Raw genomic sequence first — 14,821 nt, 5'->3', positions numbered from 1 at the left:
GGTGGCGGCACACCCCCCGACCGGGTGCGCCGCCACCGCCGTCCCTCACCTCGACGGGCCGCCCTCAGGTCAGCAGGCCCCGAGGTCGCTCCAGACGCCCCAGGCGCCGCTGGCCGTGGGGTCGTCGCCCTTGGTCCACCACTTGTTCTGGTAGTAGTGGCCCTTCCAGGACACCTTGGTCGGCGTCGCGTAGGTGGTGCCCGCGTCCCAGCCCGAGGCGGCCGCACAGGCGCCCGAGGTCGGGGTCCCGGTGGGAGTCGGGGTCGCGGTGGGAGTCGGGGTCGCGGTGGGAGTCGGGGTCGCGGTGGGAGTCGCCGTCGGGGTGGGGGTCGGGTTCGGCGTACCGCCGTCCACCGCGCCCCGGGTCAGGTCGCCCTTGATCCCGTACAGCGTGCCGCCCACGTTGACCGTCCAGTTCGACGGGGTCGAGACCGGCAGGTAGTAGACGAAGTCCATGTCGATCGAGGCGCCCGGCGCCAGCGACTGCCAGCCCGGCAGTTTGACCGACACCCGGTTGTAGGTGCCCTTCAGACCGCCGACGTTGCCCGGGCCCGGGTTGTCCTGCCGGATCACCTGCAGCCCGAAGCCGGACTGGTCCTTGGCGTTGCCCGGAGCCGAGTTGCCGTAGTCGAACTGGAACTCGGTGCCGCCCGGCAGGGTCAGCGTCGAGTTGTTGACGATGTGCAGCTTCGGGTTGATCGGGTAGTTGGAGTCGCCCAGCGCGAAGCTGGTGAACGACACGTCGACCGGCAGGGTCTGCTGCGGCAGCGCCACCGTGGAGCGGGTCGCGCCGTACGGGGCGGCCGCCTTGAACTTGTCGTACATCAGCGAGGTCAGCGTCGAGCCGGGCACGTACTCGCCCTTGCCGCCGTTGGCCGCGGCGTCCCACCTGTAGTCACCCGCGAGCTCCCAGATCATCGCGCCGCCGGCGCCCTGGTTGACGATGTAGTCCGCCTTGGCGCCCACCGACTGCTCGTCCTCGGTGGACAGGAACACCTTCTTGGTGTCGTTCCACAGCCACGGCGCCACCAGGTCGTCGCTGTAGTTGCGGCTGTAGCTGCCCTGCAGCGCGGTGTCGGTCACGCCGTACGTGGAGAGGTAGTCGGGCAGGATGCCCTTCTCCAGGTTCTTGGCGTGCCACATCGGGTTCGATCCGGCCGGGGACTCCTTGCCCGCGTCGTCCTTGTCGTTCCAGATGTTGTCGATGCCGACCGCGCCGTCACCGCAGGAGGTCAGGCCGGAGCCGGCCGGGCAGGTGGTCGCGGAGGCGGTGCCCCAGAGGCCGTTGGTGCCACCGGTGACGTTCTTGAAGCCGCGGGTGTAGTACGGCAGGCCGACGTTGATCCGGCCGGCGGGCATCGCGCCGCGGAAGTAGTGGTACGACCAGTCGGCGTTCAGGTAGCCGATGCCGCCGTACTGCGCGGTGCCGTACACGTTGGCGGCGGCCAACTCGCCGTCCTTGCCGTCGTCGTAGAGCGAGGCGTTCGGGCCGACGTACTTGTTCCAGGCACCGTGCAGGTCGTACGACATGATGTTGACGTAGTCCAGGTACTGCGCCACCTGGAAGGTCTCCATGCCGCGCAGCAGGTACCCGGAGGACGGGGCCGCGACCGAGAGCAGGTAGTGCCTGCCGTCGGCGGCGCCGGCCCTGTCCAGGCTCTCCCGCAGGGTCTTCATCAGCGCCGCGTAGCCCTTGGCGAGCGAGCCGCGCTTGGCGTTGGCGAGCTGCCAGTCCAGCGGGTTGCCGGCGTCCTTCATCGAGGTCGGGTACTCGTAGTCGATGTCGACGCCGTTGAAGCCGTACTTGCGGACGAAGTCGACCGAGGAGGCGGCGAAGGTGTCGATGCCGGCCTGGTTGACGCTGCCGTCCGGGTTGACGGTCATCGAGTAGAAGCCACCGGAGTTGACCCGGGCGCCGCCGTCGTCGAAGTAGCCGCCGGTCTCGGTCCAACCGCCCACCGAGATCAGGGTCTTGACGTTCGGGTACTGCTTCTTGAACTTCGTCAGCAGATTGAAGTGCCCCTTGTACGGCAGCGTCGGGTCCAGCTCGGCACCCGGCACGCCGGGGAAGTCGATCCCGGTGGCGGGGTTGGTCGGACCGTCCGTACCGACCGAGAGCTTGTTGTCGCCGCCGACGTGGCCGAAGGCGTAGTTGAGGTGGGTGACCTTGTCCCAGGGGACGTCGCTCACCAGGTAGGGCTGGTCGCCGTTCTTGCCGGTGCGCCAGCCGGTGAAGTACCCGATGATGCGGCGCTGGTGGTCCGCGCCCATCTTCTCGCGCCCGCCGGTGTCGTAGACCGAGCAGTAGGGGACGTCCACCCCGGGCGTCCGGTACAGCCCGTCCGGTCGACAGGCCGCGTTGTCGACGGCCGCCGACGCCTGCGAGGGCGCCGCACCCAGCGTCGCCGTCAACAGCCCTGCCAGCGAGGCGGCCGCCACCGAGGCGAACCCCGCTCGGGCGCTCTTACGGCGGAACGCAGCGGTGGGACGCCGCTCCGCCGTGCTTCGGATCAACACTCGGTCCTCCAGGAGAGAGTGTCGGCGCGTGCCTGTGGGGAGCACGCACGTGGGGGATTGCAATTGGCGCCGAAGCTATGTGGTCTGGACCATGGAGGTCAATGGGTCTGTACCAATTGGCAAACACTTCCCAAATCTCCGGCAGGCCGTAACCAATCCGCCCGACTCTCGTTCTCACGGCGGGGAAGGGGCTCTCACTAGCCCACAGGGGGACCGATCATGCCGGTCAAGTACACCCGCGAACTGCTCGCTTCGCTCGCGGCCGAGTCCAGCAGCGTCAACGAGATCATGCGCAAACTCGGCGTGCCGATGGCGGGCGGTACGCACAGCTACCTGAGCAAGCGGCTCAGGCACTATGGCATCGACACCTCACACTTCAACCACAGCAGGCCCGACTACGGCCGACGCCGTTACCCGCGAGCGGTACTGACTGAAGCCGCTGCCAACAGCGACAGCATCAACGGAATGATGGCCTACCTGGGCGTCACCCCGTACGACAGTCTCTACGCATACCTGAAGAAGCGCCTGGCCGACTTCGGCATCGACACCTCACACTTCAGGTTCAGGGGCGACGGCCGCAGCAGGATCGAAGCCATTCCGAAGGAGGCGCTGGCGCACGCCGTCGCCGCACACCGAAGCATCCGCAGCGTGATCCTCGCCCTGGGGATGACCGACTGCGGAAATACGCGGACGCTGGTGCGAGAAGCCATCGACTTCCACCAACTCGACACCGGCCACTTCACCGGCAGGGCGCACAACAAGGGACAGAAGACCGGACCGAGACGCACAGCCGAGGAGTTGCTGGTGCGGCGTCCGCCGGGAAGTCAACGCGTCCCGGGCGATCGACTCCGCACCATGCTCGTGCACACCGGGCATCCCGACGTCTGCGAGACGTGCGGCACCCCTCCGACCTGGCTCGGGCAGCCGATGACCCTGGAAGTCGACCACATCAACGGCGACTGGCTCGACAACAGGCGAGAGAACCTCCGCCTGCTCTGCCCCAACTGTCACTCCATCACGCCGACCTACTGCGGTCGGAACATGAACCGCGCCGAAGCCAGACGGGACAACGCCGCCTAGCTGCTTCACTCTCGCAAAGTGGCCGCGCCGGAATCCATCTACCGGTAGGCTGGGTCCGGCGTGCGCCCGTACCCCAGCTGGGAGAGGGCTGCGACTTAGGATCGCAGTGTCGTGGGTTCGAGTCCCACCGGGCGTACCGAGTGAAATGGCCCGCTTCCCTTCGAATCGAAGAGAAGCGGGCCATCTTCGTTGCTGTGGGCGTCAACCCAGTAGCTCCTTCACCACCGGCGCCAGCGCCCGGAACGCCTGCCCCCGGTGGCTGATGGCGTTCTTCTCGTCCGCCGTCAGCTCCGCGCACGTACGCGTCTCGCCGAGGGGCTGGAGGATCGGGTCGTAGCCGAACCCGCCGTCGCCGGCCGGGGCGGTGCGCAGGGTGCCGAGGAGGCGGCCCTCGACGACGCGCTCGGTGCCGTCGGGCAGGGCGAGGGCGGCGGCGCAGAAGAAGTGGGCGCCGCGGTGGGCGGCGTCGATGTCGGAGAGCTGGGCGAGCAGCAGGTCGAGGTTGGCGCGGTCGTCGCCGTGCTTGCCGGACCAGCGGGCGGAGAAGATGCCGGGTGCGCCGTTGAGCACGTCCACGCAGAGGCCGGAGTCGTCGGCGACGGCGGGCAGGCCGGTGGCGCGGGCGAGGGCGTGGGCCTTGAGCAGGGCGTTCTCGGCGAAGGTGACGCCGGTTTCGGGGACGTCCGGGATCTCGGGGTAGGCGTCGGCGCCGACGAGTTCGACGGCCAGGCCGGCGTCGGTGAGGATGGCGCGCAGCTCGGTGACCTTGTGCTGGTTGCGGGTGGCGAGGATCAGGCGGGTGGACATATCACCCACCCTATCCAGAGCATGAAGAGGATCAGCCGGTGCAGACGGAGGTGAGGTTGCCCGCCGCGTCGCCGAGCGGTTTGAGGTCGGGGGCTTCCTTCTTGTCGACGGCCTGCTGGACCTTGTCGGCCTGCTTCTGCAGGTCGGTCACGGCCTTGGCGACGTCGGTGTTCTTGGAGTTCTTGCCGATCTGGTCGAGGTCGCCCTTGAGCTTCTGCAGCGCCTTGCCGGCGGCGGCCGAGTCGTTGCTGGCGTTGTCGTAGGCCTTGGTGAGGTCGGCGATGTCGCCGGTGACCTTGACGGCGGTGTTGCCGCAGTCGATCGCCTTCTGGGCGGCGGAGCAGCTCACCATGCTGAGCGGGAGGATCGCGATCAGTCCGGCCACGGCGAGGGCGGTGGGGCGGGCGATGCTGGACGGCATCCGGTCCTCCTGGGGGGCGCGGGTTCCGTGGGGTGGGACGCGCGCCACGGGGGCGCGGTTCCCGCAGCGGGGGTGCTGCGGGAACCGTACGGTCTGCGGGCCGGGCCTGTACAGCAGGCCGTCCGACGGTGCGTCGGGCGGTGCGTCGGACGGTGCGTCCGGAGTGGTCGACGGCCGTGCGCCCGGCGGGGGTTCAGCCCTCCAGGGCCTTGCGCTGGATGCCGTCGAGTTCGGCGCAGCCGAGGGTGCCGAGGTCGAGCAGCCGGTTGAGGAGGTCACGGTCGAAGGGGGCGCCTTCGGCGGTGCCCTGGACCTCGACGAAGCGGCCGTCGGAGGTGCAGACGATGTTCATGTCGGTTTCGGCGCGCACGTCCTCCTCGTACTGGAGGTCGAGCATCGGGACGCCGTCGATGATGCCGACGCTGACGGCGCTGACGCCGCCGGTGATGGGCTGGCCCTTGGCTCGGAGCAGTTTGCGCTCGCGGGCCCAGGAGACGGCGTCGACCAGGGCGACGTAGGCGCCGGTGATGGCGGCGGTGCGGGTGCCGCCGTCGGCCTGGAGGACATCGCAGTCGAGCACGATGGTGTTCTCGGCGAGGGCGCGGTGGTCGACGACGGCGCGCAGTGAGCGGCCGATGAGGCGGCTGATCTCGTGGGTGCGGCCGCCGATGCGCCCCTTGACGGCTTCGCGGTCGCCGCGGGTGTTGGTGGCGCGGGGGAGCATGGAGTACTCGGCGGTCACCCAGCCTTCGCCGCTGCCCTTGCGCCAGCGCGGGACGCCCTCGGTGACGCTGGCGGTGCAGAGGACCTTGGTGTCGCCGTAGGAGATGAGGACGGAGCCTTCGGCGTGCTTGCTCCAGCCCCGCTCGATGGTGATGGGGCGGAGCTGTTCGGGGGTGCGGCCGTCGATGCGTGACATAGGCACTGAGCGTAGTCGCTCCGGTCGCCGGTTCCGGATGCGCCTCGGCCCGCCGTCTCCGTGGGTGGGTCGGCGGGCCGGGTGTGGCGGGCCTGGGTGGCTCAGCTCACATCATGTCCTCGATGTCGGCGGCGATCGGGTCGGCGTCGGTGCCGATGACGACCTGGATCGCGGTGCCCATCTTGACGACGCCGTGGGCGCCGGCGGCCTTGAGGGCGGCCTCGTCGACCAGGGAGGCGTCCTTGACCTCGGTGCGCAGGCGGGTGATGCAGCCTTCGACCTCTTCGATGTTCTCGATGCCGCCCAGACCGGCGACGATCTTCTCAGCCTTGCTGGCCATCTGGTTTCTCCCTCTGTCGCGGCCCTTCGGCGGCTCTGCCGGGTGCCGTCCTGCGCTGTGCTTGGGGGTGGGCCTCGACCGTCGGGCGGTGAGGTCCGTGCCGGAGGCTGACGCGGGTTCAGCTGCGGTCGTGCTGGCGGGCAGCGCGACAAGCATGACCCGAGCCGGTCCGGTATGCCACGTTAGACCACTTTTGGCCCAGTTCGGCGCGCAGGGTTCCGACCGCCGCCCGAGGATGACGATCAGCGGGGCTCGCGTCCCGGCGTGCGGCCTGCGCCCCAAGGTGGTCTACACCAATATATGTGTACTCCGGTGAACGCAGGAAGGACCCCGGGTGTTCCTGGCCCCGCCCGAGGGTCCCGCACCGGGTCTCCCGACTGCTCCCGGAGGGCGGATGATGAGTTCGGCAGGAGCCACGGCCCCGCGGACCGCCCGGTGGCACACCTTCTACGGCGGACTCCAGAAGATGGGCCGCTCGCTGCAGCTGCCGGTCGCGGTGCTCCCCGCGGCCGGCATCCTCAACCGGCTCGGCCAGCCCGACGTCTTCGGCAAGGAGGGCCTGGGCTGGACCGATGTCGCCAAGGTGTTCGCGGCGGCCGGCGGCGCCCTGCTCGACTCCGCGCTCGGCCTGCCGTTGCTGTTCTGCATCGGTGTGGCGATCGGCATGGCCAAGAAGGCGGACGGCTCGACGGCCCTGGCGGCCGTGGTCGGCTTCCTCGTCTACTACAAGGTCCTGCACGCCTTCCCGGAGAGCTGCAAGCCGCCGACGGTGCTGGTCAGCGACCAGTGCGTGGACTACTCCTCGGCGAAGGCGGCCAACGCGACGTACCAGAACCCGGGGGTGCTCGGCGGCATCCTGATCGGCCTGATGTCGGCCTGGCTGTGGGTGCGGTACCACCGCACCAGGCTGGTCGACTGGTTGGGCTTCTTCAACGGCCGCCGCCTGGTGCCGATGATCACCGCACTGGTCGGCATGCTGACCGCCGCGCTCGCGCTGTGGGTCTGGCCGCCGATCGGCCGCGGCCTGAACGACTTCTCGCAGAACCTCGCCGATCTCGGCGCGGGCGGCGCCGGCGTCTTCGGCCTGTTCAACCGCGCACTGCTGCTGATCGGCATGCACCAGTTGCTGAACACCTTCGTCTGGTTCCAGTTCGGGGAGTTCACCAAGGCCGACGGCACCGTCGTGCACGGCGACATCCCGCGATTCCTGGCGGGCGACCCGACGGCCGGCCAGTTCCAGTCCGGTTTCTTCCCCATCATGATGTTCGCGCTGCCCGCCGCCGCGCTCGCGATCGCCCACGCCGCCAAGCCGCACCGCCGCAAGGAGATCTACGGCCTGATGCTCTCGGTCGGCCTGACCTCCTTCGTCACCGGGGTCACCGAGCCGATCGAGTACTCCTTCGCCTACATCGCCCCGGCCCTGTACGGCGTGCACGCGCTGCTGACCGGCGCCTCGATGGCGGTCACCTGGGGGCTCGGGGTGCACGACGGCTTCAGCTTCTCGGCCGGCCTGACCGACTACGTGATCAACTGGGGGCTCGCCACCAAGCCGTGGCTGATCATCGTCATCGGACTCTGCTTCGCCGTGGTGTACTACGCGCTCTTCTGGTTCATCATCGTGAAATTCGACCTGAAAACACCGGGCCGCGAGGAGGAGAGCGAGGTCGAGGACGTCACCAAGGCCTGAATCCCGCTACCCCGCGCATCGCCCGCAAAGGCCTTCGGACCCGCCGGTCCGCGGGCCTTCGTCATTTCGGGAAAGGACTGAATTCCCGGTCCGACGGCCGCGGAAAAGATAATTCGGCCGCGATCCGGCTGCCCGGAGACGCTCCGGACCGCGCCCGACCGCGGGTGGGGGACGCCACATCCGGCACGTCCGCGACGCCACGGTCACTCTCAGCAGCCGTCACGCACGACCCGGAGCGGCGGGATCGTCCGGCGCGCCCCCCGGGCGCCCGTCCCGGCCCGGCGCCGCACGGCGACGGCGCTTTTTGTTGCGCAAATAGCCAAAATCCCAATCGCGGCTGAAATCATGATCGTCGTTCCGCGACTAGGTTTCGATTTCATAGCGCTTCCGGGCGGCGGTGCTTTCCGGGGTTCCCCGCCTTCTCCGCCCGTGCTACAAAACTGGTCTACACCACACGTGGTGTAGACCAGTTCGCGGTTCGGCCTCCTGTGCCTTCCCCCGACCGACCGCCATGCCGTTAGGAACCCACCCCCATGAGTCAGTCTGCGCAGGCACCGACGCCCGCCACGGCTCCGGCCACGCCAAGCCCCGCCAAGAAGTTCGGCCAGAACCTCCTCCAGGGTCTGCAGAAGATCGGTCGCAGCCTCCAGCTGCCGATCGCCGTGCTCCCCGCCGCCGGCCTGCTGCTGCGTCTCGGCCAGGACGACGTGTTCGGCAAGGACGGCCTCGGCTGGAACAAGGTCGCCTCGGTCTTCGCCACCGCCGGTGACGGCGTCTTCAGCAGCCTGCCGCTGCTGTTCGCGGTGGGCATCGCGATCGGCTTCGCCAAGAAGGCGGACGGCTCCACCGCCCTCGCCGCGCTGGTCGGCTTCCTGGTGTACAAGAACGTGCTCACCGCGTTCCCGGTCACCGAGGGCCACATCGAGGGCGACAAGTGGATCAAGCCGGTCTACCAGGACCCGGGCGTGCTGGGCGGCATCGTGATCGGCCTGCTGGCCGCCGTGCTGTGGCAGAAGTACCACCGCACCAGGCTGGTCGACTGGCTGGGCTTCTTCAACGGCCGCCGGCTCGTCCCGATCATCATGGCCTTCGTCGGCACCGGCGTCGGTGTGCTCTTCGCCCTGACCTGGGGCCCGGTCGGCGATGCCATCAAGAGCATGAACGACAGCCTGATCGGCGCCGGCGCGTTCGGCGCGGGTGCCTTCGGCCTGGTCAACCGCGGTCTGCTGCCGGTCGGCATGCACCAGTTCGTGAACTCCTTCGCCTGGTTCCAGACCGGTGACTTCACCCAGCCGGACGGCACCGTCGTCCACGGTGACCTGCACCGCTTCTTCGCCGGCGACCCGACCGCCGGGCAGTTCATGTCCGGCTTCTACCCGATCATGATGTTCGCGCTGCCCGCCGCCGCGCTGGCCATCGCCCACGCCGCCAAGCCGCACCGCCGCAAGGCCGTCACCGGCATGATGATGTCGCTGGCCCTGACCTCCTTCGTGACCGGTGTCACCGAGCCGATCGAGTTCGCCTTCGTCTTCATCGCCCCGGTCCTGTACGTCATCCACGCGCTGCTCACCGCGGTCTCGATGGCCGTCACCTGGGCCCTCGGCGTGCACGACGGCTTCACCTTCTCCGGCGGTCTGATCGACTACGCGCTGGCCTGGAACAAGGCCACCGACCCGTGGCTGATCATCCCGATCGGCCTGGTCTTCGCCGCGCTGTACTACTTCCTCTTCCGCTTCGCGATCACCAAGTTCGACCTCAAGACCCCGGGTCGCGAGGACGACGACGAGATCGAGGACGTGACCAAGGCCTGAGGCCCGTCCGTCCCCACCGTCGAGGCCCCGCCCGGCCGCTGCTCCCCCAGCGGCCGGGGTGGGGCCTTCGGCATGTCCGGCAGGTGGAAACAGCGGTTGACGAACCGACGGACCCCCTGGTCAACTGAAGCGGTGAACGCCTCGTGCCCGCTGGTCACCCGCAGCCACATCGACTTCGGTCGCGTGTGGTCCGCGGCGTGTCGCGGCTGAGCTGACCGTTCCCCCGCCGCCGCCCGGCTGACGTCCCGCCCGGCGCCGGTCCTCCTCCCCTTCCGCCCGCCCGGGCCCAGCCCGTCCACGGGCCGTCACCGCGCGGCCGCGCGCACCCGGGTGCCGACGGCCGCCCGCACGCGTCCCCACGTGTGCGCACGAGGAAAGTCAGGCTCGCCATGCCCCGCCAGTTGCACCTGTCCGCCGCCGTCGACGCCGCCACCGAACAGCCGGGTCGCCTCGACTCCGGGTACTACGCCGCCCTCGCCCGCCTCGCCGAGCGGGCCACCCTGGACTTCGTCACCCTCGACGACTCCTTCACCGCCGAACCGCGCCGCCCCGACGCGCTCGCCACCCTCGCCCGGATCGCCCCGCTGACCAGCCGGGTCGGACTGGTGCCCACCGTCACCACCACCCACACCGAGCCCTTCCACACCTCGATCTCGGTCAACACCCTGGACTGGGTGAGCGAGGGCCGGGCCGGCTGGCTGCTCGGCGTCTCCACCACCGAGGCCGAGGCAAGGGCCTTCGGCCGCCGCCCCGTCGCCCCCGAGGACGAACTGTGGGCCGAGGCGGCCGACGCCGCCGAGGTCGCCGCCCGGCTCTGGGACAGCTGGGAGGAGGACGCGGAGATCCGCGACACCGCCACCGGCCGCTTCATCGACCGCGACAAGCTGCATTACGTCGACTTCGAGGGCCGGCACTTCTCGGTCCGCGGCCCGTCCATCACCCCGCGTCCGCCACAGGGCCGCCCGGTGGTGGCCGTCCCGGTGGCCGCCGCCGACCTCGCCCGGAACGCCTCCCCGGGCGGGCGCGCCCGGGTGGCCACCGCGATCCGGTACGCCGACGTGGTGCTGCTCGACGCCCCCGACCGGGCCGCCCGACTGACCGCCGCCACCGAACTGCGGCTGCGCTCCGGCGAACACCTGCGCATCCTCGCCCGTCTCGACGCCGCCCTGCCCGACCGGGCCGCCGAGGAGCGGCTGCTCGCCGAACTCACCGCGACCGGCACCGGCGTGGACGGCTTCCACCTCGCCCCCGCCGAACCCGAACGCGACCTGACCGCCGTCGCCGAGCGGATCGCCCCCGCCCTGCGCGCCACCGGGCTGCTGCGCACCGGGTACTCCGGCCGCACCCTGCGCGACCACCTCGGCCTGGCCCGCCCGGCCAGCCGCTACGCGGCCCCCGCCGACTACAAGAACGCCGGCACCGACAACGCCCGCACCGACAACGCCGGCTCCGAGAACGCCGGCTCCCCCGCCCTCGCCGAGGTGACCCGATGACGGACCGTCCGCTCAAGCAGATCCACCTCGCCGCGCACTTCCCCGGCGTCAACAACACCACGGTGTGGAGCGACCCGGCCTCCGGCAGCCACATCGAGTTCGCCTCCTTCCGGCACCTCGCGCAGACCGCCGAGCGCGGGAAGTTCGACTTCTTCTTCCTCGCCGAGGGCCTGCGGCTGCGCGAGACCAAGGGCCGCATCCACGACCTGGACGTGGTCGGCCGCCCCGAGTCGATCACGGTGCTGAACGCCCTGGCCGCCGTCACCGAACGGCTGGGCCTCGCCGCCACGGTGAACGCCACCTTCAACGAACCGTACGAACTCGCGCGCCGCTTCGCCTCCTTGGACCACCTCTCCGGCGGCCGCGCGGCCTGGAACGTGGTCACCTCCTCCGATGCCTTCACCGGCGAGAACTTCCGCCGCGGCGGCTACCTCGACCGCGCCGACCGCTACACCCGGGCCGCCGAATTCGTCCAGCTGGCGCGGGAGTTCTGGGACGCCGGGGAGCAGGCCGTCCGCCACCGCGGCCCGCAGTTCGAGGTCGAGGGCCGGCTCTCGCTGCCCCGCCCGCCGCAGGGCCACCCGGTCGTCATCCAGGCCGGCGACTCCGACGAGGGCCGGGAGTTCGCCGCCGCCACCGCCGACGTCGTCTTCAGCCGGCACTCCACCTTCGCCGACGGCCGGGCCTTCCACGCCGACGTCAAGCGCCGGCTGGCCGGGTACGGGCGCAAGCCGGACGAGCTGAAGATCATGCCCGCCGCCACCTTCGTCCTCGGCGACACCGACGCCGAGGCGGCCGAGCGGGCCGCCGAGGTCCGCCGGGCCCAGGTCGGGCCGCGCACCGCGCTCAACCACCTGGAGCAGGTCTGGGGCGTCGACCTCTCCGACCACGACCCGGACGGGCCGCTGCCCGCCTTCGACCCCGACCCGGACAGCGCGCTGGTCCAGGGCCGCGTCCGCATCCCGGACCCGGTGGGCACCGCCGAACGGTGGCGGGCGCTGGCCGCCGAGAAGGGGCTGAGCAGCCGCGAACTGGTCATCGAGGTGACCGGCCGGCAGTCCTTCATCGGCTCCCCCGCCACCGTCGCCGGGCAGATCGACCACTTCGTGCAGCAGGACGCGGCCGACGGCTTCATCCTGGTCCCGCACCTCACCCCGGGCGGGCTGGACGAGTTCGTCGACCGGGTCGTCCCGCTGCTCCAGGAGCGCGGGGTGTTCCGCACCGACTACACCGGCCCCACCCTGCGCGACCACCTCGGTCTGCCGGTGCCCGGACGGCGATAACGGCCCGACGGTCCCGGTCCGCCCGGACAGCGGGCGGACCGGGACCGGGAGCCGTCAGCCGGCGCGACGGCGGCGCCGGATCACCGCGAGCGCGCCGCCGCCGACGCCGAGCAGCACTGCCCCGGCGCCCGCGAACAGGCCGGTCCGGTCGCTGTCGGCTCCGGTGGAGGCCAGGTTGGCGTCCGCCGCCTGGGCGGCGGTCACCTCGGCGTTCACGCCGCCGTCGGCCGCCGGAACGGGCACGTTGGCCGACGGCGTGGACGTCGGCGCGGGCGTCGCGGCCGGGGCCTGGGTGACGTCACCCGCCGCGCGGACCGGCGCACCGGCGCCCGGCTTCTGCTTGGCCGAGGCGGCTGGGGTGTCGGTCGAGGTGTCGGCCGGGGCGGCCGCGGGAGCCGGGTCCTGGGCGGTCGGCTTCGGGGCGGTGGGGGCGACGACCTGCACGCTGGCGCCGGGCGAGCACATGGTGGTGCCCCGGAAGGGCAGGCCGTCGGCCTCGTTGACGAAGACGCAGGGGTTCAGCTCCGTCTTGCCGAGCGGGGTGTCGGCGGAGTAGCTGACCCGGACCCGCTTGGTCACCAGGCTGTCGGGCGCGGCCGAGGAGTTGCGGCCGTCCAGGTAGAAGCCCGCCGGCGGCTCCGCCTCGGTCGTGACCGCCGGCAGGGCGGTCCAGGTGCCGTCGTCGCCGCGGACCTCGACCTTGGCGTGCCGGTCCGCGAACAGCACGTTGCCCAGGTTGGTGTAGGCGGACGGCGTCGGGTTGCGCAGTACCGCGTCGAACTCGATCGGCGCACCGCCCGCGACGACCGTGGCCGGCACCTCGAGGAGGTGGTTGGAGATCGCCTTCACCTTGATCGTGTGGGTGTCGCTGACCGGCGGCTCGACCGGGTGGTCCAGCCGCCAGCCCTTGACCGCGGTTCGGAAGGTGAGGACCGGGCCGACGCCGCCGTTGCCGGCTCCGTTGTGCGGCTCGCCCATGGGGGCACCGAGGCGCAGACGGACGTCCGTCCCGCCCGGCGGGATGACGAGCTTGTCGGTGGTGCCCGAGTAGACGACCTTGTCCGCCTCGGTGTGCGCCTGCAGCTCCACGCTCTCCCAGCCTCCGAGGAGCTCGTTGCCGTAGTCGAGGCTCAGGGCGTGCGGCGGCGCCCCGGCCGGGGTCTCGATCGAGAGCTCCAGCACGACGCCGAAGCCCTGGTCCCCCGGGTTGGCGATCGTCTCGGTGAACTCCACCGGCCCGCCCGCGGCGCCGATCACGGCCGGGGTGTGGACGGTGAGGCTGAGCGGCCCGGCGTCCGCGAAGGCCGGGACGGCGGTCACGGCGCCGCCGGCGACCAGCGCGGCGGTGAGTGCGACCGCCGGCACGAGGCGGCGGGTCTGACGCAGGGCGCGGTTGATCTTGCGCATGGGAATCCCCCCTGGATTTCCGCTCCGGAGCGGCACGGCCGCGTCCGGGCAGCACAAAGCAAGCCTGGTGTTGACTGGTGTGATCGTGGTCGCGCCTGACCGGCCGACCGGTGCGAGCGGCTTCCCCCGCTCACTTACAAGGACGTGTGGGGGGCCGGGGGGTTGCAGGTCGATTCCGAGAATTTTTCCGGGCCTCCGGGGAGCCCCGCTGACCTGGTCAGATCTCGTAGACCGCGCCGGCTCGGGCCAGCTCGACCGGGCCGGTGTACGCGGCGGCGGCATCGCGGCGGTTGCGCTCGGCGTCGGTCCACGGCGGGATGTGGGTGAGGACGAGCCGGCGGGCCCGGGCGGCGGTGGCGTGCTCGCCGGCCTCCCGGCCGTTGAGGTGGACGGCCCGGTAGGTGTCGCGGCCGTCCTGGTACGCGGCCTCGCAGAGGAACAGGTCGGTGTCGCGGGCGAGTTCGACGAGTTCGGGGCTCTCCCCGGTGTCGCCGGAGTAGACCAGCGAACGGCCGGCGTGCTCCAGCCGGAAGGCGAAGGCGTCGACGGGGTGGTTGACCTGGGCTACGGAGACCCGGAAGGGTCCGAGCTCGAAGCTGCCGGGGGTGACGGTGCGGAACTCGAACACCTCCTTCATCCCGGGGTTCTCCGGCATGTCGTACGCCCGGGCGAGCCGCTCGGCGGTGCCGGCCGGGCCGTACACCGGCAGGAGGTCGGGGCAGCCCTCGACGCGGTAGTTGCGGGCGACCCAGTAGGCGCACAGGTCGACGCAGTGGTCCGCGTGCAGGTGGCTGAGCAGGACGGCGTCGACCTCGTAGATGCTGGTGTACTTCTGCAGCGCGCCGAGCGCGCCGTTGCCGAGGTCGATCACCACGCGGTAGCCGTCGGCCTCGACCAGGTAGCTGGAGCAGGACGAGTCGGCGGACGGGAAGCTCCCCGAGCACCCCACCACGGTCAGTTTCATCCGAGCCCCTCCGCCCCGACACGTCCCGGCTGCTGCTGGAAAACGGCATGGAAAACAGCATGGAAAACGGCAGGCCGGGCCGGTGGACCGGC

Annotated in this window: 12 protein-coding genes and 1 tRNA gene; 6 read left to right on the top strand and 7 right to left on the bottom strand. The window is 70.9% G+C overall.

Annotated features, from left to right (window positions below):
- Nucleotides 1-69: 69 nt before the first annotated feature.
- On the bottom strand, nt 70-2,517 hold the full coding sequence (locus tag ACFVWU_RS01490) for a chitinase C-terminal domain-containing protein (protein WP_387613905.1): 2,448 nt from the start codon (nt 2,515-2,517) through the stop codon (nt 70-72).
- A gap of 219 nt (nt 2,518-2,736) precedes the next feature.
- Here ACFVWU_RS01490 and ACFVWU_RS01485 point away from each other — a divergent pair, with 219 nt between their 5' ends.
- Complete coding sequence (locus ACFVWU_RS01485; RefSeq protein ID WP_387613902.1) at nt 2,737-3,597, top strand: HNH endonuclease; 861 nt, start codon at nt 2,737-2,739, stop codon at nt 3,595-3,597.
- 62 nt (nt 3,598-3,659) lie between these two features.
- Nucleotides 3,660-3,733 (top strand) — tRNA-Leu (locus tag ACFVWU_RS01480).
- 65 nt (nt 3,734-3,798) lie between these two features.
- Here ACFVWU_RS01480 and rdgB read toward each other — a convergent pair.
- The 4 genes from rdgB to ACFVWU_RS01460 form a co-directional block, all read right to left on the bottom strand.
- Nucleotides 3,799-4,404: an RdgB/HAM1 family non-canonical purine NTP pyrophosphatase gene (rdgB, locus tag ACFVWU_RS01475; RefSeq protein WP_387613899.1), complete on the bottom strand. Its 606-nt coding sequence runs from the start codon at nt 4,402-4,404 to the stop codon at nt 3,799-3,801.
- Between the two features lie 31 nt (nt 4,405-4,435).
- On the bottom strand, nt 4,436-4,825 hold the full coding sequence (locus ACFVWU_RS01470) for a hypothetical protein (RefSeq protein WP_387613896.1): 390 nt from the start codon (nt 4,823-4,825) through the stop codon (nt 4,436-4,438).
- A 193-nt stretch (nt 4,826-5,018) separates the two neighbouring features.
- Nucleotides 5,019-5,744, bottom strand: coding sequence for a ribonuclease PH (gene rph / locus ACFVWU_RS01465; RefSeq protein ID WP_380611452.1), 726 nt, complete (start codon nt 5,742-5,744; stop codon nt 5,019-5,021).
- Between the two features lie 106 nt (nt 5,745-5,850).
- Nucleotides 5,851-6,084 (bottom strand): glucose PTS transporter subunit EIIB, encoded by a 234-nt coding sequence (locus ACFVWU_RS01460; RefSeq protein WP_238862766.1) that lies wholly within the window; start codon nt 6,082-6,084, stop codon nt 5,851-5,853.
- Nucleotides 6,085-6,481: 397 nt separating this feature from the next.
- On the opposite strand from ACFVWU_RS01460, the gene ACFVWU_RS01455 reads away from it, so the two are divergent.
- From ACFVWU_RS01455 to ACFVWU_RS01440, 4 genes are all read left to right on the top strand, one after another.
- Nucleotides 6,482-7,771, top strand: coding sequence for a PTS transporter subunit EIIC (locus tag ACFVWU_RS01455; protein WP_387613892.1), 1,290 nt, complete (start codon nt 6,482-6,484; stop codon nt 7,769-7,771).
- 533 nt (nt 7,772-8,304) lie between these two features.
- Nucleotides 8,305-9,582: a PTS transporter subunit EIIC gene (locus ACFVWU_RS01450; RefSeq protein ID WP_387613889.1), complete on the top strand. Its 1,278-nt coding sequence runs from the start codon at nt 8,305-8,307 to the stop codon at nt 9,580-9,582.
- 389 nt (nt 9,583-9,971) lie between these two features.
- Nucleotides 9,972-11,075: an LLM class flavin-dependent oxidoreductase gene (locus ACFVWU_RS01445; protein WP_387613886.1), complete on the top strand. Its 1,104-nt coding sequence runs from the start codon at nt 9,972-9,974 to the stop codon at nt 11,073-11,075.
- Nucleotides 11,072-12,358: an LLM class flavin-dependent oxidoreductase gene (locus ACFVWU_RS01440; protein ID WP_387613883.1), complete on the top strand. Its 1,287-nt coding sequence runs from the start codon at nt 11,072-11,074 to the stop codon at nt 12,356-12,358. Before ACFVWU_RS01445 ends, ACFVWU_RS01440 begins: the two co-directional genes overlap by 4 nt.
- 54 nt (nt 12,359-12,412) lie before the next feature.
- Here ACFVWU_RS01440 and ACFVWU_RS01435 read toward each other — a convergent pair whose 3' ends face one another.
- Both ACFVWU_RS01435 and ACFVWU_RS01430 read right to left on the bottom strand, forming a co-directional pair.
- Nucleotides 12,413-13,765, bottom strand: a complete 1,353-nt coding sequence (locus tag ACFVWU_RS01435; RefSeq protein WP_387613880.1) for an LAETG motif-containing sortase-dependent surface protein — start codon at nt 13,763-13,765, stop codon at nt 12,413-12,415.
- Between the two features lie 217 nt (nt 13,766-13,982).
- Nucleotides 13,983-14,729, bottom strand: coding sequence for an MBL fold metallo-hydrolase (locus ACFVWU_RS01430; protein WP_387613877.1), 747 nt, complete (start codon nt 14,727-14,729; stop codon nt 13,983-13,985).
- Nucleotides 14,730-14,821 lie beyond the last annotated feature (92 nt).

Source organism: Kitasatospora sp. NPDC058190 (assembly GCF_042883685.1).
GTDB lineage: Bacteria > Actinomycetota > Actinomycetes > Streptomycetales > Streptomycetaceae > Kitasatospora.
The sequence above is the reverse complement of the archived record's forward strand: the minus strand, read 5'-3'. Positions and strand labels throughout refer to the sequence as shown.

What these genes read in the sequence shown, in the direction of transcription:
- rph (WP_380611452.1), bottom strand. Translation starts at nt 5,744, where the DNA reads ATGTCACGCATCGACGGCCGCACCCCCGAACAGCTCCGCCCCATCACC.
- ACFVWU_RS01460 (WP_238862766.1), bottom strand. Translation starts at nt 6,084, where the DNA reads ATGGCCAGCAAGGCTGAGAAGATCGTCGCCGGTCTGGGCGGCATCGAG.
- ACFVWU_RS01450 (WP_387613889.1), top strand. Translation starts at nt 8,305, where the DNA reads ATGAGTCAGTCTGCGCAGGCACCGACGCCCGCCACGGCTCCGGCCACG.
- ACFVWU_RS01485 (WP_387613902.1), top strand. Translation starts at nt 2,737, where the DNA reads ATGCCGGTCAAGTACACCCGCGAACTGCTCGCTTCGCTCGCGGCCGAG.
- rdgB (WP_387613899.1), bottom strand. Translation starts at nt 4,404, where the DNA reads ATGTCCACCCGCCTGATCCTCGCCACCCGCAACCAGCACAAGGTCACC.
- ACFVWU_RS01440 (WP_387613883.1), top strand. Translation starts at nt 11,072, where the DNA reads ATGACGGACCGTCCGCTCAAGCAGATCCACCTCGCCGCGCACTTCCCC.
- ACFVWU_RS01445 (WP_387613886.1), top strand. Translation starts at nt 9,972, where the DNA reads ATGCCCCGCCAGTTGCACCTGTCCGCCGCCGTCGACGCCGCCACCGAA.
- ACFVWU_RS01455 (WP_387613892.1), top strand. Translation starts at nt 6,482, where the DNA reads ATGAGTTCGGCAGGAGCCACGGCCCCGCGGACCGCCCGGTGGCACACC.
- ACFVWU_RS01470 (WP_387613896.1), bottom strand. Translation starts at nt 4,825, where the DNA reads ATGCCGTCCAGCATCGCCCGCCCCACCGCCCTCGCCGTGGCCGGACTG.
- ACFVWU_RS01435 (WP_387613880.1), bottom strand. Translation starts at nt 13,765, where the DNA reads ATGCGCAAGATCAACCGCGCCCTGCGTCAGACCCGCCGCCTCGTGCCG.
- ACFVWU_RS01430 (WP_387613877.1), bottom strand. Translation starts at nt 14,729, where the DNA reads ATGAAACTGACCGTGGTGGGGTGCTCGGGGAGCTTCCCGTCCGCCGAC.